General features: G+C 69.1%; 18 protein-coding genes. 4 read left to right on the forward strand and 14 right to left on the reverse strand.

The genetic code is table 11. The features are described from left to right. Nucleotides 1–163: 163 nt before the first annotated feature. A complete protein-coding gene (locus tag A3AG_RS0113365) occupies nt 164–2098 on the forward strand; it encodes a SurA N-terminal domain-containing protein (protein WP_018005890.1) in 1935 nt (644 codons plus the stop codon). A 74-nt stretch (nt 2099–2172) separates the two neighbouring features. Here A3AG_RS0113365 and A3AG_RS0113370 read toward each other — a convergent pair whose 3' ends face one another. Further along, a complete protein-coding gene (locus A3AG_RS0113370; protein ID WP_018005891.1) occupies nt 2173–2847 on the reverse strand; it encodes an arylesterase in 675 nt (224 codons plus the stop codon). Here A3AG_RS0113370 and A3AG_RS0113375 point away from each other — a divergent pair. Continuing rightward, nucleotides 2846–3544 (forward strand): ABC transporter ATP-binding protein, encoded by a 699-nt coding sequence (locus A3AG_RS0113375; RefSeq protein ID WP_018005892.1) that lies wholly within the window; start codon nt 2846–2848, stop codon nt 3542–3544. The two genes, A3AG_RS0113370 and A3AG_RS0113375, sit on opposite strands and share 2 nt — an antisense overlap. 3 nt (nt 3545–3547) lie before the next feature. Here A3AG_RS0113375 and pgi read toward each other — a convergent pair whose 3' ends face one another. The 11 genes from pgi to A3AG_RS0113425 all read right to left on the reverse strand — a co-directional run bounded on the left by pgi (nt 3548) and on the right by A3AG_RS0113425 (nt 15130). After that, nucleotides 3548–5191, reverse strand: coding sequence for a glucose-6-phosphate isomerase (gene pgi, locus A3AG_RS0113380; RefSeq protein ID WP_018005893.1), 1644 nt, complete (start codon nt 5189–5191; stop codon nt 3548–3550). Between the two features lie 227 nt (nt 5192–5418). Beyond that, on the reverse strand, nt 5419–7008 hold the full coding sequence (locus A3AG_RS0113385; protein WP_018005894.1) for a bifunctional ADP-dependent NAD(P)H-hydrate dehydratase/NAD(P)H-hydrate epimerase: 1590 nt from the start codon (nt 7006–7008) through the stop codon (nt 5419–5421). 7 nt (nt 7009–7015) lie between these two features. Further along, nucleotides 7016–8323 (reverse strand): D-amino acid dehydrogenase, encoded by a 1308-nt coding sequence (locus tag A3AG_RS0113390; protein WP_018005895.1) that lies wholly within the window; start codon nt 8321–8323, stop codon nt 7016–7018. Nucleotides 8324–8369: 46 nt separating this feature from the next. Then, nucleotides 8370–9680: a TRAP transporter large permease gene (locus tag A3AG_RS0113395; protein ID WP_018005896.1), complete on the reverse strand. Its 1311-nt coding sequence runs from the start codon at nt 9678–9680 to the stop codon at nt 8370–8372. Beyond that, nucleotides 9680–10231: a TRAP transporter small permease subunit gene (locus A3AG_RS0113400; protein WP_018005897.1), complete on the reverse strand. Its 552-nt coding sequence runs from the start codon at nt 10229–10231 to the stop codon at nt 9680–9682. The genes A3AG_RS0113395 and A3AG_RS0113400 overlap by 1 nt, the downstream gene beginning before the upstream one ends. Nucleotides 10232–10318: 87 nt before the next feature. Beyond that, on the reverse strand, nt 10319–11284 hold the full coding sequence (locus tag A3AG_RS0113405) for a TRAP transporter substrate-binding protein (RefSeq protein WP_018005898.1): 966 nt from the start codon (nt 11282–11284) through the stop codon (nt 10319–10321). Nucleotides 11285–11406: 122 nt separating this feature from the next. Then, nucleotides 11407–12783: an amidase gene (locus A3AG_RS0113410; RefSeq protein WP_018005899.1), complete on the reverse strand. Its 1377-nt coding sequence runs from the start codon at nt 12781–12783 to the stop codon at nt 11407–11409. A 143-nt stretch (nt 12784–12926) separates the two neighbouring features. Next, the gene (locus A3AG_RS0113415; protein WP_018005900.1) at nt 12927–14042 is read right to left on the reverse strand and encodes a sensor histidine kinase; all 1116 of its coding nucleotides are present in this window, start codon (nt 14040–14042) and stop codon (nt 12927–12929) included. 165 nt (nt 14043–14207) lie between these two features. Next, nucleotides 14208–14426, reverse strand: a complete 219-nt coding sequence (locus A3AG_RS33375; RefSeq protein ID WP_018005901.1) for a DUF2188 domain-containing protein — start codon at nt 14424–14426, stop codon at nt 14208–14210. A gap of 171 nt (nt 14427–14597) precedes the next feature. Continuing rightward, nucleotides 14598–14879 carry a hypothetical protein gene (locus A3AG_RS0113420; protein WP_018005902.1) on the reverse strand — a complete coding sequence of 94 codons (282 nt, stop codon included), beginning with the start codon at nt 14877–14879 and terminating at the stop codon, nt 14598–14600. Between the two features lie 2 nt (nt 14880–14881). Then, on the reverse strand, nt 14882–15130 hold the full coding sequence (locus tag A3AG_RS0113425; RefSeq protein WP_018005903.1) for a hypothetical protein: 249 nt from the start codon (nt 15128–15130) through the stop codon (nt 14882–14884). Between the two features lie 246 nt (nt 15131–15376). On the opposite strand from A3AG_RS0113425, the gene A3AG_RS0113430 reads away from it, so the two are divergent. Together A3AG_RS0113430 and purL are read left to right on the forward strand one after the other, a co-directional pair. Further along, nucleotides 15377–15967 (forward strand): winged helix DNA-binding protein, encoded by a 591-nt coding sequence (locus A3AG_RS0113430; protein ID WP_018005904.1) that lies wholly within the window; start codon nt 15377–15379, stop codon nt 15965–15967. 212 nt (nt 15968–16179) lie between these two features. After that, nucleotides 16180–20226 carry a phosphoribosylformylglycinamidine synthase gene (gene purL, locus A3AG_RS0113435; protein ID WP_018005905.1) on the forward strand — a complete coding sequence of 1349 codons (4047 nt, stop codon included), beginning with the start codon at nt 16180–16182 and terminating at the stop codon, nt 20224–20226. An 852-nt stretch (nt 20227–21078) separates the two neighbouring features. On the opposite strand, the gene A3AG_RS0113445 is transcribed toward purL, so the two are convergent. Together A3AG_RS0113445 and A3AG_RS0113450 are read right to left on the reverse strand one after the other, a co-directional pair. Continuing rightward, nucleotides 21079–21873 (reverse strand): peptidylprolyl isomerase, encoded by a 795-nt coding sequence (locus tag A3AG_RS0113445; RefSeq protein ID WP_018005907.1) that lies wholly within the window; start codon nt 21871–21873, stop codon nt 21079–21081. Between the two features lie 4 nt (nt 21874–21877). Further along, nucleotides 21878–22204 (reverse strand): BolA family protein, encoded by a 327-nt coding sequence (locus A3AG_RS0113450; protein WP_018005908.1) that lies wholly within the window; start codon nt 22202–22204, stop codon nt 21878–21880. Nucleotides 22205–22253: the final 49 nt, after the last annotated feature.

The raw sequence follows: 22253 nt of genomic DNA on the forward strand, positions 1-22253 counted from the left end.
AGGCGGGTTTTGTCCTCTCCGCCAGCTTCATGAAACGCCCGCGCCAGCGGGCGTTTTTCATGCGTGCCTGATGTTCCCGACCGAGCACATTGCGTGCCCGCCCACCGGCTCCTGATAGAATCGCGGAGTTTGTCTTTCGTGCCAATCCACTTCCCGAATCCGCATGCTTGATTTCGTACGCAACAACCGGCGCCTGATGCTCTTGCTGCTGCTGGTGCTTGTTTTCCCGTCGTTCGTATTCTTCGGCGTGGAAAGCTATTCGCGCTTCATGGACAGCTCGCACGATGCGGCCAAGGTCGACGGCCGGGCCATCAGCGTGCAGGAAGTCGACAACGTGGTGCGCGACCAGAGCGAGCGCGCGCGCCAGATCCTGGGCGCCAGCTATGACCCGCGCCAGTTCGAGGGCCCGGAGGCACGCAAGGTCGTGCTCGAGCAGCTGATCCAGCAGCGCGTGATGGCCAATGCGGTGGCCAGCGAGCACCTGACGGTGTCGGACGCCAAGCTGCTCGAAGAGATCAGCAGCCTGCCGGCGATTGCGCAGCTGCCGCGCGGCAAGGACGGCAAGATCGACGACAAGGCCTACCTGCAGCTGCTGCAGTCGCAGGGCATGACCCCCGAGCAGTTCGATGCGCGCATGCGCTTCGAGCTGGCCACGCAGCAGCTGGGCGCGTCGATTGCCGCGACCGCGTTCGTGCCGAAGTCGCTGATCGAGCGCCTGATGGCGGTGCGCGACCAGCAGCGCGAGGTGCAGGCACTGCTGTTCAAGCCCGCCGGCTACACCGCCAAGGTGCAGCCCGATGCCGCCGCGCTGAAGGCCTACTATGACAGCCACCAGCAGGACTTCTCGGTGCCGGAGCAGGCCAAGGTGGAATACCTGGTGCTGTCGGGCGAAGCGCTGGCCGCGTCGCAGGCGGTGACGCCGGAAGAGCTGAAGTCGTACTACGAAAGCAATATCGCGCGCTTCCGTGTCGACGAGCAGCGCCGCGCCAGCCATATCCTGATCAGCGCGCCGAAGGATGCGCCGGCGGCGCAGCGCCAGGCCGCCCGCGACAAGGCCACCAGGCTGCTGGAAGAGGTGCGCAAGCATCCGGACAGCTTCGCCGAGGTGGCGCGCAAGAACTCGCAGGACCCGGGTTCGGCCGAGAAGGGCGGCGACCTCGGCTTCATGGGCCGCGGCGCGCTGGTCAAGCCGTTCGAGGACGCCATGTACGCGCTCAAGGAAGGCCAGATCAGCGACGTGGTCGAGACCGACTTCGGCTACCACATCATCAAGCTGACCGGCACCAAGCCGGCGGAAACCAGGCCGCTGGAGGCCGTGCGCACCGAGCTGGAGGCCGAGCTGCGCAAGCAGTTCGCCGACAAGAAGTTTGCCGAGCAGGCCGATGCCTTCGGCAATACCGTCTACGAGCAGGCCGACAGCCTCAAGCCGGCCGCCGACAAGTTCAAGCTGACCATCCAGACCGCCGACAACGTCACGCGCCAGCCGAATCCGGCGCTGGGCGCGCAGAGCCCGCTGAATAACGAGAAGCTGCTCAAGGCGCTGTTCAGCGACGACGCCATCAAGAACAAGCGCAACACCGAAGCCGTGCAGGTTGCGCCGAACACGCTGGTGGCCGCGCGCATCGTCGCGTACCGCCCGGCCACCGTGCGCAAGTTCGAGGAAGTCGAAGCCCAGGTGCGCGAAGGCTATATCGCGCAGCAGGCGGCGGCACTGGCGCGCAAGGAAGGCGAGGCGCGCCTGGCCGCGCTGAAGCAGGTCGACAGTGCCGAGGGTTTTGGCGCGGCGCAGACGGTGTCGCGTACCAAGGCCGAGGGCATGACGCCGCAGGCCGTGGAAGCGGTGATGCGCGCCGATGCCGCCAAGCTGCCGGCGCTGGTGGGTGTCGACCTGGGCGCGCAGGGCTATGCGGTCTATCGCATCACCAAGGTCATCCAGCCGGCGCCCGCCGATCCGGCCCGCCGCCAGGCCGAGGCGCAGCAGCTGGCGCAACTGGCCGGCCAGACCGACCTGCAGGCCTTCTATGAAAGCCTGAAGGCCCGCTCCAAGGTCAAGCTGCTGACGCCGGCAGGCGCGACGCAGGCGCAAGGCGCCGAGTGATTCGCGCCTGGCCGCGCCACGCCGGCCACGCCTGAATCAGGAACCCCTGCCGCACGGCAGGGGTTTTTTTATGGTCACTTCGCGGCGCCGTGCTTGAGCAGTGGCTTGAGCTGCGGCCACACCGTATCGAGCAATGCGGGCTGCGCCGCGGCGGTCGGGTGGATGCGGTCGGGCTGGAACCAGTCCTGCCGCGCGATTACCTGGTCGAGGAAGAAGGGCACCAGCCGCACCTTGTATTCGCCGGCCAGCCTGGGATACAGCGAGACGAACTTCTCGGTGTAGTCCTGGCCATAGTTGGGCGGGATGCGCATGCCGATCAGCAATACGCTGGCGCCGGCCTGCTGCGCCGTGGTGACGAGGTTGCGCAGGTTGGCTTCGGTGGTGTGCAACGGCAAGCCGCGCAGCGCGTCGTTGGCGCCGAGCTCGATGACCACGACGGCGGGGCGGTGCCGCGACAGCAGCTCGGGCAGGCGGGTCTTGCCGCCGATGGTGGTCTCGCCGCTGATGCTGGCATTGACGACGCTATAATCGAAGCGCTCCTGCCGCAGCCGGTCCTGCAGCAGCGTGACCCAGCCCGCGCCGCGCGCGATGCCGTATTCGGCCGACAGGCTGTCGCCCAGCACCAGCAGCGCAGGGGCGGTGGCCGGGGCCGCGGCCTTTGCCTGGGCCCGGGCGGCGGCCGGAAGCGCCAGCGCCATGCCGGCTGCGAGCAGCAGCCTGCGCCTTTTCCCTCGGATCCCTATATCCATGTCTTCTTCCATTCTCGCAGTCGAATCCCTTGGAAAGACCGTAGCCGACACGACCGGTTCGCTGACGATTTTGCACGACGTGACGTTTTCCGTCACGCCGGGCGAAACGCTGGCCATCGTGGGCGCGTCCGGATCCGGCAAGTCAACGCTGCTGGGACTGCTGGCCGGGCTGGACCTGCCCAGCACCGGCACGGTGCGGCTGCAGGGCCAGGACCTGTATGCACTGGACGAAGACCAGCGCGCCGCGGTGCGCGGCCGGCATGTCGGCTTCGTGTTCCAGTCGTTCCAGCTGGTGGGGCACCTGACCGCGCTCGAGAACGTGATGCTGCCGCTGGAGCTGCGCGGCGAGACCGCGCAAGTGCGCGAGCGCGCCGTCGACATGCTGCAGCGCGTGGGCCTGGGCGCGCGCCTGGGCCACTACCCGCGCACGCTGTCGGGCGGCGAGCAGCAGCGCGTGGCGCTGGCGCGCGCCTTCGTCGCGCGTCCGGACATCCTGTTCGCCGATGAACCGACCGGCAGCCTCGACACCGCCACCGGCGAAGCCGTGATCGCGCTGATGTTCGAGCTGAACCGAGACGCCGGCTCGACGCTGGTGCTGGTCACGCACGACCGCTCGGTGGCGTCGCGCTGCGGGCGCGTGCTGACCATCGACGCCGGCCGCGTGGCCAGCGACGAATGGATCGGCCTCGAGGTCTAGCGGCTAGCTGGCCGCGCCCGCCTGCAGCACCGCGCGGGCACGCGCGATCAGCGCGGCGGTAGAGGCATCGTGCTGGCCGGTGGCGGTGCCGGCCAACTCGGCCTCGATCGGCCGCGCCAGGATCTTGCCCAGCTCGACGCCCCACTGGTCGAACGAGTTGATGCGCCACACCACGCCCTGCACGAAGGTGCGGTGCTCGTACAGCGCAATCAGCGCGCCCAGCACATTGGGCGTCAGGTCCTCCATCAGCAGCGTGTTGCTGGGGCGGTTGCCGTCGAACACCATATGCGCGATGCGCACCTCGTCCTTCATTCCGGCGGCGCGCAGCTCGTCGGCGCTGCGCCCGCGCATCAGCGCCTCGGCCTGCGCGAAGCAATTGGCCAGCAGCTTGGCGTGATGGCCGGGCAGGCGGCGCGGCGGCACCAGCGGCGCGACGAAATCCACCGGCACCACCTGCGAGCCCTGGTGGATCTGCTGGAAGTAGGCGTGCTGGCCGTTGGTGCCGGCGGTGCCCCACACCACCGGCGAGGTATGCGTACGGACGGGCTGCCCGTCGAGCTGCACGGACTTGCCGTTGCTCTCCATCTCCAGCTGCTGCAGGAAGGCGGGGAACAGCTCCAGCGAGGTGGAGTAGGGCGCCATGCAGCTGGTGGGCAGGTTCCAGAAATTGCGGTACCAGATGCCCAGCATGCCGAGGATCACCGGCATGTTGCGCTCCAGCGGCGCGGTGCGGAAATGCTCGTCCATCGCGCGCCCGCCGGCGAGCAGGTCGGCAAAGGCATCGAAGCCCACCGCCAGCGTGATCGACAGGCCCACCGACGACCACAGCGAAAAGCGCCCGCCGATCCAGTCCCAGAACTCGAACATGTTGGCCGGGTCGATGCCGAACTCGCGCACCGCTTTGGTATTGGTCGAGACCGCGACGAAATGCTTGGCCAGGTCCTGCTCGGCCACGCCGCTGGCGACAAACCACGCGCGCGCGCTGCGCGCGTTGGCCATGGTCTCGAGCGTGGTGAAGGTCTTGGAGCAGACGATCACCAGGGTGCGCTGCGGATCGAGCCGCGCCAGGGTCTCGGCCAGGTCGGTGCCGTCGACGTTGGAGACGAAGTGCAGGCGCGGCGCGGTGTTGCCATCCGCATCGGCCAGGTGCGACAGCGCCCGGCACACCATGCGCGGTCCCAGGTCGGAGCCGCCGATACCGATGTTGATGACATCGGTGATGCGCGCGCCGGTCGCGCCCTTCCAGGCGCCGCTGCGCACGCGCGCGGAGAAGTCGCGCATGCGCGCCAGCACCTGCTGGATGGCCGGCACCACCGCTTCGCCGTCGACCTTGTAGGCGGCGCCGGCGCTGGCGCGCAGGGCCACGTGCAGGGCCGCCCGGTCTTCGGTGGTGTTGATATGCTCGCCCGCGAACATCGCGTCACGGCGCCGCGTGACGCCGGCCTCGGCCGCCAGCTGCATCAGCAGGCTCATGGTCTGCGCGGTAATGCGGTTCTTCGAGTAATCGAGGTAGAGGCCGGCGGCTTCCAGCGAGCATTGCGCGACGCGCTGTGCGCCTTCGCGATCGAACCAGTCGCGCATCCGGGCGTCGCGAAGAGTGTCATGGTGCCGCAGCAGGGCGTTCCAGGCGTGAAGGTCAGTGGGCATGCAGGACTAGCGTGCAGGACTAGCGGGTTGCGGGGCGCGAGCCGCGTGGCATTGCCGGCTTGCAAGGCGGAGCGGTAAGTATATCGCCAGCGATCGCGGCATCGCGGCTCGCGGCGGCGTCATATCGTTACCACTTGCAACATAACAGCAGCGGCGCCGCGCGGGTATCGGACGTTGTCTGACGGCAGGTGCGGCCAGCGCCGCCGGTATGCGCGCGATCGCGCGCCTCACGCGCGCGCGGCGCCCAGCAACTGGTTGAATATGGCGCGTGCCGGCGCATACAGTTCGCTCGCCGTGACGCCTGCCGGGCCCGTGCCTTGTTCGACCAGCACATCGGCGGCACGGCCGTGGATCCACACCGCCGCCTGCGCCGCGGCCAGCGGCGCCATGCCTTGCGCCAGCAGCGCGCCCAGCATGCCGGCCAGCACGTCGCCGGTGCCGGCACTGGCCAGCGCCGCGTTGCCGGTGGGGTTCAGCGTCCACGGGCTGCCGTCGGGCGCGGCGATCACGCTGCCCGATCCCTTCAGCACCACCACCGCCTGCCATTGCGCGGCCAGCGCCGCGGCAGCGGCGGGGCGGTCGCGCTGGACCTCGGCCACGGGCACGCCCATCAGCCGTGCGGCCTCGAGCGGGTGCGGCGTCAGCACGGTGGCTGCGCCGCGCGTGGCCAGCGCACCGGCCAGCGCCGGATCGGACGCCAGCAGGTTCAGCGCATCGGCATCCAGCACCAGCGGCTGCGTCGTCGCCTGCAGCAGCCGCGCGAAGTGCTGGCGGGCGTTGGCATCGGTGCCCATGCCCGGGCCGATCACCAGCGCCGACATCGACGCGAGCGCCAGTGCGTCGACCGCATGCAGCATCAGTTCAGGATGCAGCGGATCGAGCAACGGTGCCGGCTGCGCCAGGAAGCCGATATGCACCTTGCCCGCGCCGAGCCATTGCGCGGCCCGGGCGCCGAGCAGCGGCGCGCCGGTCATGCCGAGGTTGCCGCCGATCACGGCCAGCGCGCCATGCGTGCCCTTGTTGCTGGCGTGGCGGCGGCGCGGCAGCGCGGCACCGAACAGCGCGGGGCCGTTCACCAGGCCCTGCGGTGTTGCGCGTGGGGGATAGTCCAGGCCGATCGGCGCGATCTCGACCGCGCCGGCGCAGTCGCGCCCGTCCAGCGTCAGCAGGCCGGGCTTGGCGGCAATGAAGGTCAGCGTGCGTTGGGCGCGCACAGCGGGCGCGCCCGCGCCGGTGTCGGCAGAGAGGCCGCTGGGGATGTCCAGCGCAAACACCGGCAGCGCGGCGCGGTTGATCTGGTCGATCCACCACGCCATGCGGCCGTCGGCGGGGCGGTTCAGGCCGATGCCGAGCAGGCCGTCGACGATCGCGGCGGTGCCGGCGGGCCAGTGCGCGTGATGGCTGGTGTCCACCTCCGCCGTCACGCTCGACGGCACCCCCGCTGCCTGCGCCTGCTGCCACGCGGTGGCGGCATCGGCCGGCAGGTGCTGCGGCTCGGCGGCGAGCCAGACCTGCACCGCGCGGCCGGCGCGGTGCAGCTGCGTGGCGGCGACCAGCGCATCGCCGCCGTTATTGCCGGGCCCCGCCAGGAACAGCAGCGGCCCTTCGGGCGCATGGCCGGCAAGCCAGCGTGCCGCCGCCGTGCCGGCGCGCGACATCAGCGTGAAGGCCGGCAACTGCGCCAGCGCGGCGTGCTCGAGGCGGCGGATCGCGGCCACGTCGTAGAGCGGCACCGGGGCTGGCGCGGCTGCATCGAGGGCGAGCCAGCCTGGTTGGTGGTCGGTGGGCGTGATGACGGTGGCGGCAGGGCGGGTCATGTCAGGCTCAATTGGCCGGCCCCAGCCCGTAGCGGTCGGGCAGCAGGCCTTCCATGTCGATCTCCGGACCGCCGCGGCCGGCGCAAGCGCCGGCGCTGGCGGCGATCTGGTCAGCCGCAATCTTGCCTGATCCGCAGCTCATCGCCCAGCCCGTCGAGCCATGGCCCAGGTTCAGGAACAGCCCGGGCACCGCGGTGGGGCCGATCAGCGGCGGGCCGTCGGGCAGCATCGGCCGCGCGCCGGCCCAAGGCGTGGCCTGCTGGTAGTTGCCCGCCACCGGGAACCAGTCGCGCGCGACCTTGACCAGCGTGTTAAGCGCGGCGGGGCGCAGGTCGAGCCGGCGCGAGCCCAGCTCCGCCGTGCCGGCCACGCGCAGCCGGTTGCCCATGCGCGTCATCGCGACCTTGTACGACTCGTCCATCAGCGCGCCCAGCGGGGCCTGCAGTTCGTCGCGGATCATCACCGTGACCGAATAGCCCTTGACCGGATACAGCGGCACGCGCAGGCCCAGCGCACGCAGCAGCACGGCACTGTCGGCGCCGGCGGCGACCCGCACGCGGTCGGCACCAAGCACCGGGGCCGAGCCCTGGCCGCCGGGTTCGGTCAGCTCGAGCTCCAGCTTGCCGGCCGGCCCGGGCCGGATGCGCGTCACCGCGGTGTCGAAGCGGAACGACACGCCCGCGGCCTGCGCATGCCGGTGCAGCGCGCGCACGAACATCGGGCAGTTGCCGGATTCATCCTCCGGCAGGTGCAGCCCGCCGGCCAGCGGCGTGCCGGCGGCCAGGCCCGGTTCGATCCGGCGGCATTCGGCGGCGCTGACCAGCCGGTGCGGCACGTTGTTCTCGCGCAGCAGGGCGATGGCGGGCCCGGCCAGGTCGAGGTCGCGCGCGCTGCGGAACAGCTGCAGGTAGCCCTGCGACTGCTCGTAGTCGATCTCCAGCTCGCTGCGCAGCCGGTGCAGGCAGGCGCGGCTGTAGAACGCCAGCCGCTGCATGCGCAGCTTGTTGGCGCGGTAGCGCTCGAGCCGGCATTCGCGCAGCCAGCGCGCGATCCAGCGCCACATCGCCGGATCCGCGGCGGGGCGGAACAGCACCGGGGCCTCGCGCGCGAAGAGCGTGCGCAGGATCTTGGCCGGCATGCCGGGCGCGGCCCAGGGCGTGACGTAGCCGGGCGCGATCACGCCGGCATTGCCAAAGCTGGCTTCCTGCGCCGGCGCGCCGCGGCGCTCGAGCACGGTCACGTCGAAACCGGCCTGGCGCAGGTACCACGCGGAGCTGACGCCGATCGCGCCGGCGCCGATCACGATCACATGCATCGTTCCGGGAACCTCCCTAGCGCGTCCGTTGCCCTGCCGGCCAAGGCTACCTGACCTCCTGCTGCATGACCGCGTCCGGCAGCCAGGTCACCACGCCGGGCCAGATCGTGACGATGGCGATCGCCAGCACCATCATCATGAAGAACGGCAGCGAGACCCGCGCGATATAGTTGCTGTCCTTGCCCGTCATGCTCTGCAGCACGAACAGGTTGAAGCCCACCGGCGGCGTGACTTCGGCAATCTCCACCAGCAGCACGATGAAGATGCCGAACCAGACCAGGTCGAAGCCCGCCGCCTGCACCATCGGCAGCACCGTGGCGGTGGTCAGCGCGATCATCGAGATGCCGTCCAGCGCCGTGCCCAGCACGATGTAGATCACCGTCAGCACCGCGATCAGCGCCCACGGCGACAGCTGCAGCGCGGCCACCCACTCGGCCAGCGCGCGCGGGATGCCGGTGAAGCTCATCGTCACCGACAGGAACGAGGTCGCGCCCAGCACGAACATGATCATCGCGGTCAGGCGCGTGGCCGACATCAGGCTGTCCCAGAACGCCGCGCGCGTGAGCGAACCGCCCACCCACGCCAGCGCCAGCGACGCGACCACGCCATAGGCGGCGGCTTCGGTGGCGGTGGCGTAGCCGGTCACCATGATCCAGGTGATGAAGGCGATCAGCGCGATGCACGGCAGCAGTTGCCGGACCGACGCCAGCCGCGCGCGCCAGTTGAAGTGCTCCGAGGCCGGGGTCTTGTCCGGGTTGGCCAGCGCCCAGACCACGATGTAGCCCGAAAACAGCAGCATCAGCAGCAGCCCCGGGATAAAGCCCGCCAGGAACACGCGGATGATCGACACGTCCGCGGAGACCGCATACACCACCATGGTGATCGACGGCGGGATCAGGATGCCGAGGGTGCCGGCGCACGACAGCGAGCCCAGCGTGACGCGCTCGTCGTAGCCGCGCCGCGTCAGTTCGGGCAGCGCCGACTTGGCGATGGTGGCGCAGGTAGCCGCCGACGAGCCCGACACCGAGCCGAAGATGCCGCAGCCCAGGATGTTGACGTGCATCAGCCGCCCGGGCAGCCAGCTCAGCCATGGCGACAGACCGCTGAACATCTGCTCCGACAGCCGGGTGCGGAACAGGATCTCGCCCATCCACACGAACAGCGGCAGCGATGCCAGCGTGTACGAGGCGCTCGACGACCACCACGCGTTGGCCAGGCTGACCAGCGCCTCGCGGTCGGAGAACACCACCAGCCCGAGCCACGACGTGACCGCGATGGCCACCGGAATCCACGCGCCCAGCGCAAGGAAGACGATCAGCACCAGCAGCAGGATCAGTGCAACCACGACCGTGCTCATCAGACCGTCTCCCCGAAATCGCCGGCGGCCAGCTTGGCTTCCTGGGCCAGCTGGTAGCGCGGCTTCTGCCGCCGCACCACGCGCAGCCATTCGTCGGCGACCGCCAGCAGGAAACCGGTGCAGCCCAGCACCGCGAAGCTCTGCGGTATCCACAGCGGGATCACGATCTGGCCCTGCGAGACATCGCCGATCTCCCAGCTCTGCCAGGCAAAGGTGCCCAGCGCCCAGGCCGCGTAGGCGGCGAACACCAGGCAGATGGTCAGCGAGACCAGTTCCAGCAGCCAGCGCCGGCGCGGGCCGAGCGCCGACAGCAGCATCTCCACGCGCACGATGCCGCCATGCTGGAAGGTCTGGCCAAGCACCAGGAAGGCGGAGGCGGCGCACAGCCAGGCCACGATGTCGTCGCCGCCCTTGAAGATCACCGAGGTTTCGCGCGACAGCGACATCAGGATCATGATGACGCAGACGGCAAGGATGCACAGCGCGCCGAGCGCGGCGAACAGGTCCAGCACGCGGTCGAGCCAGCGCTTGGAGGAGGGGGCAGTAGGCATGGTGGGCGGCGCAGGGGGAGGATGGGCTTCCTGCAACGCAGCCGGCGCGGCGGCGCTGCAGGCGCTGGAGTCGGTGGGCCCGCGGCCTTACTTGCGGTAGGCGTCGAGGATGGCCTTGCCGTCGGCGCCGGCGCTCTTGGCCCAGTCGTCGACCATGGTCTGGCCAAGCTTCTGCATGTCGGCCTTGAGCTGTGGCGACGGCGGCTGCACCGTCATGCCGTTCTTGGCCAGCGTGGCCAGGTATTCCCTGGTCTTCTGCTCCGACACCTGCCAGCCGCGCTTCTCGGCGTCGGCGACGGCCTTGAGCAGCGCGTCCTGGGTGGGTTTGTCGAGCGCGGCGAAGGCCTTCTTGCTGACCACCAGCATGTTCTTGGGCAGCCAGGCATCGACCGCATAAAAGTACTTAACGCTCTCCCACACCTTGGTGTCGACGCCGGTCGCGCCCGACGACATGAAGGAGTTGACGGTGCCGGTGGCGAGCGCCTGCGCCAGGTCGGCGGCCTGGATCGTGACCGGCTGCGCGCCGACCAGCTCGGCGATGCGCGAGGTGGCGGGATTGTAGGCGCGCCACTTCAGGCCCTTCATGTCGGCGGCCGAGTTGATCGGCTTGTTGGCGTAGATGCCCTGGGGCGGCCAGGCCACCGCGTACAGCAGCTTCAGCCCCTGCTTGTCCAGCACCTTCTCCGTGACCGGGCGCGAGGCCTGCCACAGCTTGTAGGCATCGGCATAGCTGGTGGCCAGGAACGGCACCGCGTCGACGCCGAATATTGGATTCTCGTTGGCCAGCAGCGACATCAGGATCTCGCCCATCTGCACCTGGCCGGTCTGCACGCCGCGCTTGATCTCGTTGGCCTTGAGCAGCGACCCGTTCGGATGCAGCACGATCTTGAGCTTGCCGCCGGTGGCCTTGTCGACATCGCTGGCCATCTGCTGCAGGTTTTCGGTGTGCAGGTTGGCGACGGGGTAGCCGGTGGGCAGGTCCCACTTGGTGTCCGCCTGTGCCGCCACGGCGGCCAGCATCAGCGTGGCCGCGATCATTGCCTTGACTCGCATCTCGATCTCTCCTGTGCGCGCGGGGGCGCGGTTGTACAGCGGGTTGCGTACTACCTGGTGCCACGCGCAGGCCTGGCACAGGGCCGGGCGCGTGGCGCAAGACCAACGGCGCGGCGGCGGGCTCAGTCGTCGCGCGCTGAGGGCTGCACGAGGGGCTGTACGATGCGCTCCAATGCAAGCGCCGTGCCGAGCAGGGCGGCGTCGCGCATCGGCCCGTGCGACAGCATCAGGCCCACCGGCAGCTCGTCCGGCGCGTGGCAGGGCATGGACACCGAGCAGCCGTCGAAGAAGTTGAAGGCGGAGGTATTGCGCAACAACAGGGCATTGACGCGGAAGAACTGCGCATCATCGGTGCGCAGCGGCCCGATCTCGGGCGCCACCATCGGCACGGTGGGGCAGACCACGGCGTCGAAGCCGGCCAGGCGCGCTTCCATGCGCGCGATCCAGTCCAGCCGCGCGCGGCCCAGGTCGATATAGTCGGCGGCGCTGATGCCGGCGCCGCGGTCGATGCGCGACGCCACGCGCGCATCGTAGCGGTCGCGACGGGCCGCCAGCAGGTGGCGGTGGATGGCATAGGCCTCGGCCGCGCTGAAGCCGCCGTGCGCGTTCAGCGCGGCCAGTTCGGCGAGTTCGGGCAGCTCGACATGCTCCAGCCGCACGCCCGCGGCCGACAGCCGGCCCAGGGCGCGGTCGAAGGCGCGCGCCACCACCGGGTCGAGATCGTCCAGCAGCAGCTGGCGCGGAATCGCCAGCCGCGTGGCGGCGGGATCGGTCACGCGCGGCAGCACCGCGCTGTCGGCGATCACGCTGTCTACCGCGATGCAGTCACCGACCGTGCGCGCCATCGCGCAGGCGGTGTCCAGCGTGTACGACAGCGGGAAGGCCCCGGCCAGCGGCACGCGCCGCGCGGTGGGCTTGAAGCCGGTGATGCCGCACAGCGCGGCCGGGATGCGGATCGAGCCGCCGGTGTCGCTGCCGAGCGCGGCGACCGCCAGCCCCAGCGCCACCGATACCGCGGCGCCCGATGACGACCCGCCCGGGATGCGCGCGGCGCCTTCGCCGCAAGCCGGATTGGCGGGCGTGCCGTAATGGGGATTGAGGCCCACGCCCGAGAACGCGAACTCGGTCATGTTGGTGCGCCCGACCAGCGCCGCGCCGGCCGCGCGCAGCCGCGCCACCACGGGCGCGTCGGCCGCGGCCGGCGCGGCATCGGCGCGCACCAGCGAGGCGGCGCGGGTGACCTCGCCGGCCACGTCATACAGGTCCTTGACCGAGACCGGCAGGCCCGCCAGCGGATGCAGCGCCTTGCCGGCGCGGCTGGCGGCATCGGCGGCACGCGCCACCTGGGCGGCGGTGTCGAAGGTGCTATGCAGGAACACGGCCTCGGCCGCCGGCGTGGCCGCCCGGGCCGCAGCCTGTTCGACGATCTGCGCGCGGCTGGTGGCGCCGTCGCGCAGGCGGGCGTTGAGGGTATCGAGGTCGGGAAGCATCAAGGGCATGGGTCTGCAAATGAGGGGCGAAGGCGCGCGCAGCGCGCGCCGGGGGCGGCCTGGGAACCTCAAGGGTAGCAAGAAGCCCTGCAAGGCGACAGATAGGGATGGCCTCTATGTGATGGCGCGCAGGCCGCCGGTAGCGCCGCCGGCTACGCCTGGCGCGGCAGGCGTACCTCGAACACGGTGCCGGCCGCATCCGAGCGCGCTTCGATCGAGCCTTGGTGGGCCTTGGCGATTTCGCTCGCGATATACAGCCCGAGCCCGAGCCCGGGGGGATTCTTGTCATGCGGATCCTCGCCCCGCCGGAGCGGGTCGAAGATCTGGCTCAGGGTCTGCGGATCGATCGGCGGCCCGCTGTTCCAGACCGCGAAACGGACCCGCGCGTCGTCGCCGGTCACGACCACGCGGACCGGCGCGTCCGCCGCGCCGTACGTGACCGCATTGGTGACCAGGTTGGATAGCAGCTGCTGCAGCCGCGGGCCGTCCCAGACGCCCTGCACGTTGCCATGGACCACGAACTCGATGCGGTGGTCGGGGTGGGCGGCGCGCAGCTGGTCCACGGCATCGCCGAACACCTGTGCCAGATTGACGTCGGTGGGGGCGATGTTGATGCCCAGGCCGAGCTTGGCCCGGTTGAAATCGCACAGGTCGTCCAGCAGCGCGTTCATGCGGGCACCGCTGCGGATCAGGCGGGCCGCGGCTTCGGAGACCTTCTCGCCGGCATTGAGTGCGGCGAGGTAGCTCGCGGTGGCCTGGATGGTCTGCAGCGGGCTGCGCATGTCGTGGCCCAGCATGCCGAGCAGCAGGTTGCGCGACTGCTCGACTTGCGCATCGAAATAGCCGACCGATTCGGCGACGGCCTGGTCGATGGCTTCGTTGAAGCGGATCATGTCACCGCGATCCGGCAGGTCCGGATGGCAGGCGTCCATCCACAGGCGCAGCACGCTCGCGCGCAGGGCGCGGTACTCGCCGATCATCTGGTTGATGTTGAAGCCATGGCGCGCCCGCACCAGCGCATGGGTCTGGGCCGCGGTCTCCGGGGCGTCGGGCAGGCGCGGCGCCCGCCCCAGCGATTTTTCGCGCTGGGCGTGGCGCGTTTGCGGGGTCGACAGGTCCTTGGCCACGGCCTGCAGGATCTGCAGTGCGTGGTCGCGCAGCGCGAGTGAATCCATATGCCTGGCGGCCGGCATCAGGGTGGCGGCAAACGCCTCCCATTCGGTCAGGATCCGGTTCATGTCGCGCAGGATGAAATCGGCTAGTCGCATGTCTGCTCCGGCAGGATTGGGGCGAACCGTCTATGCAGCGGGGTGGGAGCCATCTTACGCTGATTGCCGGCGTGTCCGACGACAGCAGGTCCGTGGCGGCGCGTTAACGGCCACGGCAAGTGCCTCTGCAGTGATCCGCGCCCGTGCCTGCCACCGCCGGCGATCTCAGCCTTGCGAATCTTCGGCGCTGCCTGCCGTCGCGCGCAGGCGCAGGCCACCGTCGTGGCGATGGATGTGCAACTCGCCGTGCTCGCGCCGGGCCTGCGCCCATCCCGCCGAGATCGCGTCCTCGAGCGTCGGGAATCGTTGCGGTTGCGGAAAGCTTGCGCAGTCCAGCGCCCAGCCAGAGTCGACTGGTGTAACGCGAATGATTCGCGCTTGCATATTGCCTCCCGGGTCAGGGCGCAAAAAAAGCGCCCGCTACGTGTAGCGGGCGGTCGAAGCCGGATGGGTGAACGCATCCGACAGTTCGATATTGCCGCGCCGTGGTCGCCATAGCATATCCCTACTCAAGAGGTAGCGTGGCAGAAATGCATCACGTCTTGATGCTTCGCTTCAGGCGGGCTCGGCGCGGTAGGCCGACCAGTAGTAGTGGCTGTGCCGGTTATGGCGCGCGAGCTTCTTCACGATAAAGAGCCGGACCGTGCCGAGATGGCCGGCTTCGACCAGCACCTCATGGTGGTTGGGCGCGTCCGCCGTGGCGCGCGGCAGGATCTGCAGCGCGGCGGCGACATGGTGTCCCTGCACCTGCGCCAGGATGCCGTTCGCTCCCGGCACCGGATACTCGGGCGTTGCCGCCGGCAGGTGGCAGCTTGCCGCGCGTTTGCTGTTGCCCATGCCTACCTCCGCCCGGGCACGATGCGCACGCCGTCCCGGCAGACCTCGATCCGGGGCTCGTGGCCATAGGCGCGCAGCAGCCGCACATCGCTCCTGGCGGAAGCCGGGATGTCCTGGCGGCAGGCCAGGGCGCTGCGGCTGATGTGGAAGGCGCCGCAGCCGGGGCAGAGGTAGAGATAGCCGCGGGGGGCGGCGCGCGTGCGCTCGGCAGCCGCGCCGCAAAGGGGGCAGTTTGCAGGTTCGGGCGACATGGGGGGCTCGGATCGGTACTGTATGGATATACAGTATAGCGTTTCCCGGCGGTCTGGGAAGAGCCTGAAATGCGATGACGCCTGCTCGGCTCTGCGGGCGGCTGGGTGCGGTCCGAAATGTCGTTTTATTCGTGGTAATTCACCGATAAACTGTCAGGCCAAAGGCGGTGCCCGGCGGGGCGAGCCCGCGCCATCTGGCACTCCGAACACCGTCAATGACGCCCTCCATCGAAAGGAATCGTTTCCATGTCACGCAAGCCAGCCGAAAGCGCGCCCGCCGCCGCGGTCGCCGATACGCCTGCCGGCAGGCCAGCGACCGCGCTGTCGCGCGCCGCCGGCGCGAATATCGTGTCGTCGTCGCACCTGGTGTCGGTGCGCAGCCCCGAGCTGTCGGAATTCGAGTTCGGCCTGAATACCGCCTACAACGCCTACAGCCGCTGGGTGGTGCGCTGCATGGGCGCCGCCGGCGTGCGCGACCTGACCTTCCTCGACGTGCTGGTGCTGCACCACGTCAACCACCGTGGCCGACCCAAGCGGCTGGCCGATATCTGCTTCGTGCTCAACGTGGAAGACACACACCTGGTCACCTATGCGCTGAAGAAGCTGCAGGGGCTGGGGCTGGTGAGCGGGGAGCGGGTGGGCAAGGAGGCCACCTATTCCACCACCGAAGCCGGTGCCGAGGCGTGTTCCCGCTACCGCGACATCCGCGAGCAGTGCCTGACCAGCAATTTCACCGCCGGCAGCGAAGAGAATGCCGAAATCGGCGAACTGGCCAGGCTGATGCGCGTGCTGACGGGGCTGTACGAGCAGGCGGCGCGGTCGGCGACGTCACTCTGACTCGCGCATTGCCAGAAAGTGATGCATAAGCATTATCACGATCCGGGCTGACACAGCGCGGCCATGATGTCGCAGTGCAAAAAGCGGGTGCCGGCAAGGTACAATAGCGGTTTCCCGCCAGCCGGCACCCCATGCAGCGGTGCCGAGCAAGCAGCAGCCCCTACCAGGCCCCTACCAGGCTTTACCTCCACGCCTCCCTGACCGCTACGATCATGGCGCATTTCTCGTGCTTCCCCGGCGCTTTGGCGCTTTCCGCCTTCCGTCAGCAACGCCTGCTCACCGCCCTGCGGCAGATCGATGCCGATATCGAGTCCGTGCATGGCCAGTTCCTGCACTTTGTTGACGCGCAGACGCCGCTGTCAGCCGACGACCAGTCGCGCGTGGCGGCGCTGCTGACCTACGGCGCGCCGTTCGCCGAGCAGCCCGAGGGCGACCGCTTCGTGGTGATCCCGCGCTTCGGCACGATCTCGCCGTGGGCCAGCAAGGCCACCGATATCGCCCACAACTGCGGCCTGACCCATATCCACCGCATCGAGCGCGGCATCGAGATCACCGTGGTCTGCAAGAAGGGCCTGCTGCGCGGGCGCAAGACGCTGGACGCGGACACCCGCGCCGCGGTTGCCGCGCACCTGTTCGACCGCATGACCGAGACCGTGGTCGCGTCGCGTGACGATGCCGCCGGCCTGTTCCAGGAACTGCCGGCCAAGCCGCTGCGCTTCATCGATATCTCGGCCGGGCGCAGCGCGCTGGCCGCGGCCAACGTCGAGATGGGCCTGGCGCTGTCCGAGGACGAGATCGACTACCTGGTCGACGCCTACGCGAAGCTGGAGCGCAACCCGACCGACGTCGAGCTGATGATGTTCGCGCAGGCCAACAGCGAACACTGCCGCCACAAGATCTTCAACGCCACCTGGACCATCGACGGCGTGCAGCAGGACAAGTCCCTGTTCGCGATGATCCGCAATACGCACCAGCTCAATCCGCAGGGCTCGATCGTGGCCTACTCGGACAACTCGGCGGTGATGGAAGGCGACGTGGCCGAGCGCTGGTTCCCGCGCGGCACCGACCACAAGTACGGCCGCCACGAGGCGCTGACGCATACGCTGATGAAGGTGGAGACGCACAACCACCCGACCGCGATCTCGCCGTTCCCGGGTGCCTCCACCGGCGCCGGCGGCGAAATCCGCGACGAAGGCGCGACCGGCCGCGGCGCCAAGCCCAAGGCCGGCCTGACCGGCTTCACGGTGTCCAACCTGATGCTGCCCGAGGCGGTGGAGTCGTGGGAAAACGACCGCGACGCCGCCCAGCCGGTGGCGCACCGCAACCCGGACGACAAGCCCGGCGTGACCGGCAAGCCCGACCGCATAGCCTCGCCGCTGCAGATCATGATCGACGGCCCGCTCGGCGGCGCCGCCTTCAACAATGAATTCGGCCGCGCCAACCTGGGCGGCTACTTCCGCGTCTACGAGCAGAACGTCGGCGGCACCGTGCGCGGCTACCACAAGCCGATCATGATCGCCGGCGGCATCGGCAATATCGACGCCTCGCACACGCACAAGAACCCGCTGCCGGCCGGCACGCTGCTGATCCAGCTGGGCGGCCCGGGCATGCGCATCGGCATGGGCGGCGGCGCCGCCAGCTCGATGGCGACCGGCACCAACACCGCCGACCTGGACTTCGACTCGGTCCAGCGCGGCAACCCCGAGATGGAGCGCCGCGCGCAGGAAGTGATCAACGCCTGCTGGCAGCTCGGCGACGCCAACCCGATCCTGTCGATCCACGACGTCGGCGCCGGCGGCATCTCCAACGCCTTCCCCGAACTGGTTGACGGCGCCGACCGCGGCGCGCGCTTCGACCTGCGCCAGGTGCACCTGGAAGAGTCCGGCCTGTCGCCGGCGGAAATCTGGTGCAACGAGTCGCAGGAGCGCTATGTGCTGGCGATCGCGCCGGACAGCTTCCCGCAGTTCCAGGCCATGTGCGAGCGTGAGCGTTCGCCCTTCGCCGTGGTCGGCATCGCCACGGAAGAGAAGCAGCTGCAGCTGGTCGACGCCAGCGTCGACGCCGCGCTCAAGGAACACTACGCCGTCAACATGCCGATGGACGTGCTGCTGGGCAAGCCGCCGCGCATGCACCGCGACGTCAAGCGCGTCGAGCAGCCGCTGCCGGCCGTCGACGTGACCGGCATCAGCCTGGAGCAGGCCGTGCGCGATGTGCTGCGCCATCCGACCGTGGCCAGCAAGTCGTTCCTGATCTCGATCGGCGACCGCACCGTGGGCGGCATGAACGCGCGCGACCAGATGGTCGGGCCGTGGCAAGTGCCGGTGGCGGACGTGGCCGTGACCACGCTGGACTACAAGGGCAATGCCGGCGAGGCGATGACCATGGGCGAGCGCACCCCGCTGGCCGTGATCGACGCACCGGCCTCGGGCCGCATGGCGATCGGCGAGGCGCTGACCAACCTGGCCGCGGCGCCGGTCAAGGACCTGGGCAAGGTCAAGCTGTCGGCCAACTGGATGGCCGCCTGCGGCGTCGAGGGCGAGGACGCGAAGCTGTACGACACCGTGCACGCCGTCGGCATGGAACTGTGCCCGGCGCTGGGCATCAGCATCCCGGTGGGCAAGGATTCGCTGTCGATGCGTACCAAGTGGCAGGACCAGGGCGTCGACAAGGAAGTGGTGGCGCCGGTATCGCTGATCATCTCGGCCTTTGCCGCGGTGGACGACGTCAACCGCACGCTGACGCCGCAACTGCGCACCGACGCCGGCGACACCGTGCTGATCGCCGTCGACCTGGGCCGCGGCAAGAACCGCATGGGCGGCAGCATCCTGGCGCAGGTCACGCAGCAGGTGGGCGACAGCGCGCCGGACGTCGACAACGCCGAAGACCTGAAGAACTTCTTCAACGTGATCCAGCGCCTGAACCGCGAGGGCAAGCTGCTGGCCTACCACGACCGTTCCGATGGCGGCTTTATCGCCACGCTGGCCGAGATGGCCTTTGCCGGCCACTGCGGCGTGTCGCTGAACGTCGACATGCTGGCGCTCGATCCGCAGCAGGAGCAGGACTACGGCGACGCCAAGAACTGGGCCCAGCAGATCGCCGAGCGCCGCAACGACCAGACCCTGCGCGCGCTGTTCTCCGAAGAACTGGGCGCGGTGGTGCAGGTGCGCATGGAAGACCGCGACGCCGTGTTCGCGGTGCTGCGCGAGGCCGGCCTGTCGGCATGCAGCCACGTGGTGGGCAAGCCCAACACCACCGACCAGGTCGAGATCTACCGCGACGCCAAGAAGGTGTTCGGCGCCTCGCGCACCGACCTGCAGCGCAACTGGAGCGAAGTCAGCTGGCGCATCGCGCGCCTGCGCGACAACCCGGCCTGCGCCGACAGCGAATACGACCGCCTGCTGGATGCGGCCGACCCCGGCATCAGCCCGGTGCTGACCTTCGATCCGGCCGAGGATATTGCCGCGCCGTTCGTTGCCACCGGCGCCCGTCCGCGCGTGGCGATCCTGCGCGAGCAGGGCGTCAACTCGCAGATCGAGATGGCGTACAGCATGGACCGCGCCGGCTTTGACACGCACGACGTGCACATGAGCGACCTGATCGCCGGCCGCGCCAACCTGGCCGACTTTACCGGCTTCGTCGCCTGCGGCGGCTTCAGCTACGGCGACGTGCTGGGCGCGGGCGAGGGCTGGGCCAAGACCATCCTGTTCAACGCGCAGATGGCCGAGCAGTTCGCCGCCTTCTTCAACCGCCAGGACACCTTCGCGCTGGGCGTGTGCAACGGCTGCCAGATGATGAGCAACCTGGCCCCGATCATCCCGGGCGCCGGCGCCTGGCCCAAGTTCACGCGTAACCAGTCGGAGCAGTACGAAGCGCGCTATGTCACGGTCGAGGTGCAGTCGTCGCCGTCGATCTTCTTCGCCGGCATGGAAGGCAGCCGCATCCCCATCGTGGTCGCGCACGGCGAAGGGTTTGCCGACTTCTCGCAGCAGGGCAATATCGACCAGGCCCAGGTGGCGCTGCGCTTCGTCGATAACTACGGCGCGGTCACCCAGACCTATCCGCTCAACCCGAACGGCTCGCCGGACGGCATCACCTCGGTGACCACCGTCGACGGCCGCTTCACCGTGCTGATGCCGCACCCCGAGCGCGTATTCCGCGCCGCGACCATGAGCTGGGCACCGGATGCATGGAAGCAGGTCGCCGACGGCGGCAGCCCGTGGATGCGGATGTTCCGGAATGCGAGGAAGTGGGTGGGCTAAGGCTCACCGGCGTCCGCTCAGGGCAGTCCAATCAGGAAGCCACCGGCGTGCCGGTGGCTTTTTTTCTTGCATGCCGGACGCGCGCTACGGGCTTGTGTAGCGTGGCAGCAGGTCCTGGCCTGGTCATCGAAGGCCCGGTTGAGCAACGATTGTTCCGGGGAGTCGGCCGGAGGATACCAATCGCTAAGCGGAAAGCCGAGCGGTTCGAGCAGCCGCGCGACCCGCCACAGGTCTTGAATTGCTCGGTTTCGGTGGGAAGGGTGTTCCTGTCCAGGTGGAAGGTCAGCGACATACTCATGCTACGGCTGCAGCAAGGTGTCGAGCGGGCGAGGGAGTACGCAAGCGGATACTGGAAAAGCCCGAGGCGGGCGAGACTTGCTGCCGGGTTTGCTCCCCTCTCCCGCTTGCGCGAGAGGGGCCGGGGGTGAGGGCCGGAGCATCAACGAAGTCCGGCGCTCGCACCCATGTACACCAGCACTGTACGCATCCACCTGAGCCACAAAACCGGCGTCAGGCCGCAGCCGCTCCTCGCGGCCTAGAACTCCACGCCACATACGCAAACGTCAGCATCCGCGCGCCCTCATATCCGCGCGCAGGCACCAGCGCGCCGCTGGCCAGTTGATAGGCCACGACCGCATGCAAGGTTTTTTCCGGGGAATACCGATCCCGCAAGGGGAGGTGGGGATGGAGCCGGCGCCAGCCGGGGGCGGCGCCGTCCAGGGTGGCCCAGGCCAGTGCGCAATAGCACAGGCCGCGGGACGAGAGATGCCAGAGCTGCCGGTAGCGGCCGGTCGTCTGCACGCGCTGCATCCTGGATGGCTGCAGGGCCGGCGGGGGCGACCGGCGCGCGGTTTACTGGATCTTGGCCTTGTCCTTCAGGGCCTTCATCATGGCCTGGAACTGCTCGCGCTGCCAGTTCTGGTCGCCCATCAGCATCTGCGTCAGCTGCGGCTTCACTTCTTCGAACGACGGGATCTTGGCGTCGCGCACGTCGACCAGCTCGATGATGTGCCAGCCGAACTGGGTCTTGACCGGGGTGTCGGTCATCTGGCCCTTCTTCAGGCCGGTCATGGCCGCCGAGAACTCGGGCACGTAGCTGCCGCTGTTGGCCCAGTCCAGGTCGCCACCGTTGGCGGCCGAGCCCGGGTCCTTCGACGCGGCCTTGGCCTGGTCCTCAAACTTGGCGCCGCCCTTGATCTTGGCGATGATGGCCTTGGCGTCGGCTTCCTTTTCCACCAGGATGTGGCGGGCGTGGTATTCCTTGCCGTTGCCGAACTGCGACTTGATCTTGTCGTATTGCTTGCGCAGCTCGGCGTCGCTGGCGCCGTGGGTCTTGACGTAGTCTTCGAACACCGCGCCGGCCAGCACGTTCAGGCGGGCCTGTTCCAGTTGCTCCTGCACGTCGTCGCGCTGGGTCAGGCCGCGCTTGTTGGCTTCCTGCACGAGCAGTTCGCGGTCGATCAGCATGTTGCGGGCGCGCGTGCGCAGCTCCGGGTTGTCGGGCTGGCCGGTGCCGGCGATCAACTTGTCCAGCTTTGCCGACGGAATGGCCTTGCCATTCACGACGGCGGCATTCTGGGCGATGGCCGGCAGGCTGCCGGCAGCAAGCACAGCCGCCAGGCTGAACGAGAGGACGGTGGTCTTCATGGAATCAGGTCTGAGAGTTGCTGGAAGAATCGCGTGAGGGTGCGAGGGATTGTGCGCGGGATTGGTACTCCTGGCCGGTGAACGCAGTCACGGCCAGGGCGTGGATCTGCGTGGGGAACAGACCGCGCAGCGCATCATACACCATGCGGTGCCGGGCAACCCGGTTGTGACCCGCAAAGCGCTCGCTGACGATTGTCACGTCATAATGTCCGCCGCCGGACGCGGCGCCGGCGTGTCCGGCGTGCAGCGCGCTGTCGTCGCGCACGGCCAGGTGGCTGGGGTCGAGCGCTGCGCGCAGCATTGCCTCGATCGTCTCGGGATCGGCTGCCATCGATGGTTTCCTTCGGTTCGTGGGGGCGGAACGGGGCGGGGTGCCGCCG

This window comes from Cupriavidus neocaledonicus (assembly GCF_000372525.1).
GTDB classification, from domain to species: domain Bacteria; phylum Pseudomonadota; class Gammaproteobacteria; order Burkholderiales; family Burkholderiaceae; genus Cupriavidus; species Cupriavidus neocaledonicus.

Coding starts and splice junctions, on each gene's coding strand:
- A3AG_RS0113375 (WP_018005892.1), top strand. CDS start 2,846: ATGTCTTCTTCCATTCTCGCAGTCGAATCCCTTGGAAAGACCGTAGCC.
- A3AG_RS0113370 (WP_018005891.1), bottom strand. CDS start 2,847: ATGGATATAGGGATCCGAGGGAAAAGGCGCAGGCTGCTGCTCGCAGCC.
- pgi (WP_018005893.1), bottom strand. CDS start 5,191: ATGCCCACTGACCTTCACGCCTGGAACGCCCTGCTGCGGCACCATGAC.
- A3AG_RS0113450 (WP_018005908.1), bottom strand. CDS start 22,204: ATGGCAGCCGATCCCGAGACGATCGAGGCAATGCTGCGCGCAGCGCTC.
- A3AG_RS0113430 (WP_018005904.1), top strand. CDS start 15,377: ATGTCACGCAAGCCAGCCGAAAGCGCGCCCGCCGCCGCGGTCGCCGAT.
- A3AG_RS0113385 (WP_018005894.1), bottom strand. CDS start 7,008: ATGACCCGCCCTGCCGCCACCGTCATCACGCCCACCGACCACCAACCA.
- A3AG_RS0113410 (WP_018005899.1), bottom strand. CDS start 12,783: ATGCCCTTGATGCTTCCCGACCTCGATACCCTCAACGCCCGCCTGCGC.
- A3AG_RS0113445 (WP_018005907.1), bottom strand. CDS start 21,873: ATGAAGACCACCGTCCTCTCGTTCAGCCTGGCGGCTGTGCTTGCTGCC.
- A3AG_RS33375 (WP_018005901.1), bottom strand. CDS start 14,426: ATGCAAGCGCGAATCATTCGCGTTACACCAGTCGACTCTGGCTGGGCG.
- A3AG_RS0113420 (WP_018005902.1), bottom strand. CDS start 14,879: ATGGGCAACAGCAAACGCGCGGCAAGCTGCCACCTGCCGGCGGCAACG.
- A3AG_RS0113365 (WP_018005890.1), top strand. CDS start 164: ATGCTTGATTTCGTACGCAACAACCGGCGCCTGATGCTCTTGCTGCTG.
- A3AG_RS0113395 (WP_018005896.1), bottom strand. CDS start 9,680: ATGAGCACGGTCGTGGTTGCACTGATCCTGCTGCTGGTGCTGATCGTC.
- A3AG_RS0113415 (WP_018005900.1), bottom strand. CDS start 14,042: ATGCGACTAGCCGATTTCATCCTGCGCGACATGAACCGGATCCTGACC.
- A3AG_RS0113390 (WP_018005895.1), bottom strand. CDS start 8,323: ATGCATGTGATCGTGATCGGCGCCGGCGCGATCGGCGTCAGCTCCGCG.
- A3AG_RS0113405 (WP_018005898.1), bottom strand. CDS start 11,284: ATGCGAGTCAAGGCAATGATCGCGGCCACGCTGATGCTGGCCGCCGTG.
- A3AG_RS0113425 (WP_018005903.1), bottom strand. CDS start 15,130: ATGTCGCCCGAACCTGCAAACTGCCCCCTTTGCGGCGCGGCTGCCGAG.
- A3AG_RS0113400 (WP_018005897.1), bottom strand. CDS start 10,231: ATGCCTACTGCCCCCTCCTCCAAGCGCTGGCTCGACCGCGTGCTGGAC.
- purL (WP_018005905.1), top strand. CDS start 16,180: ATGGCGCATTTCTCGTGCTTCCCCGGCGCTTTGGCGCTTTCCGCCTTC.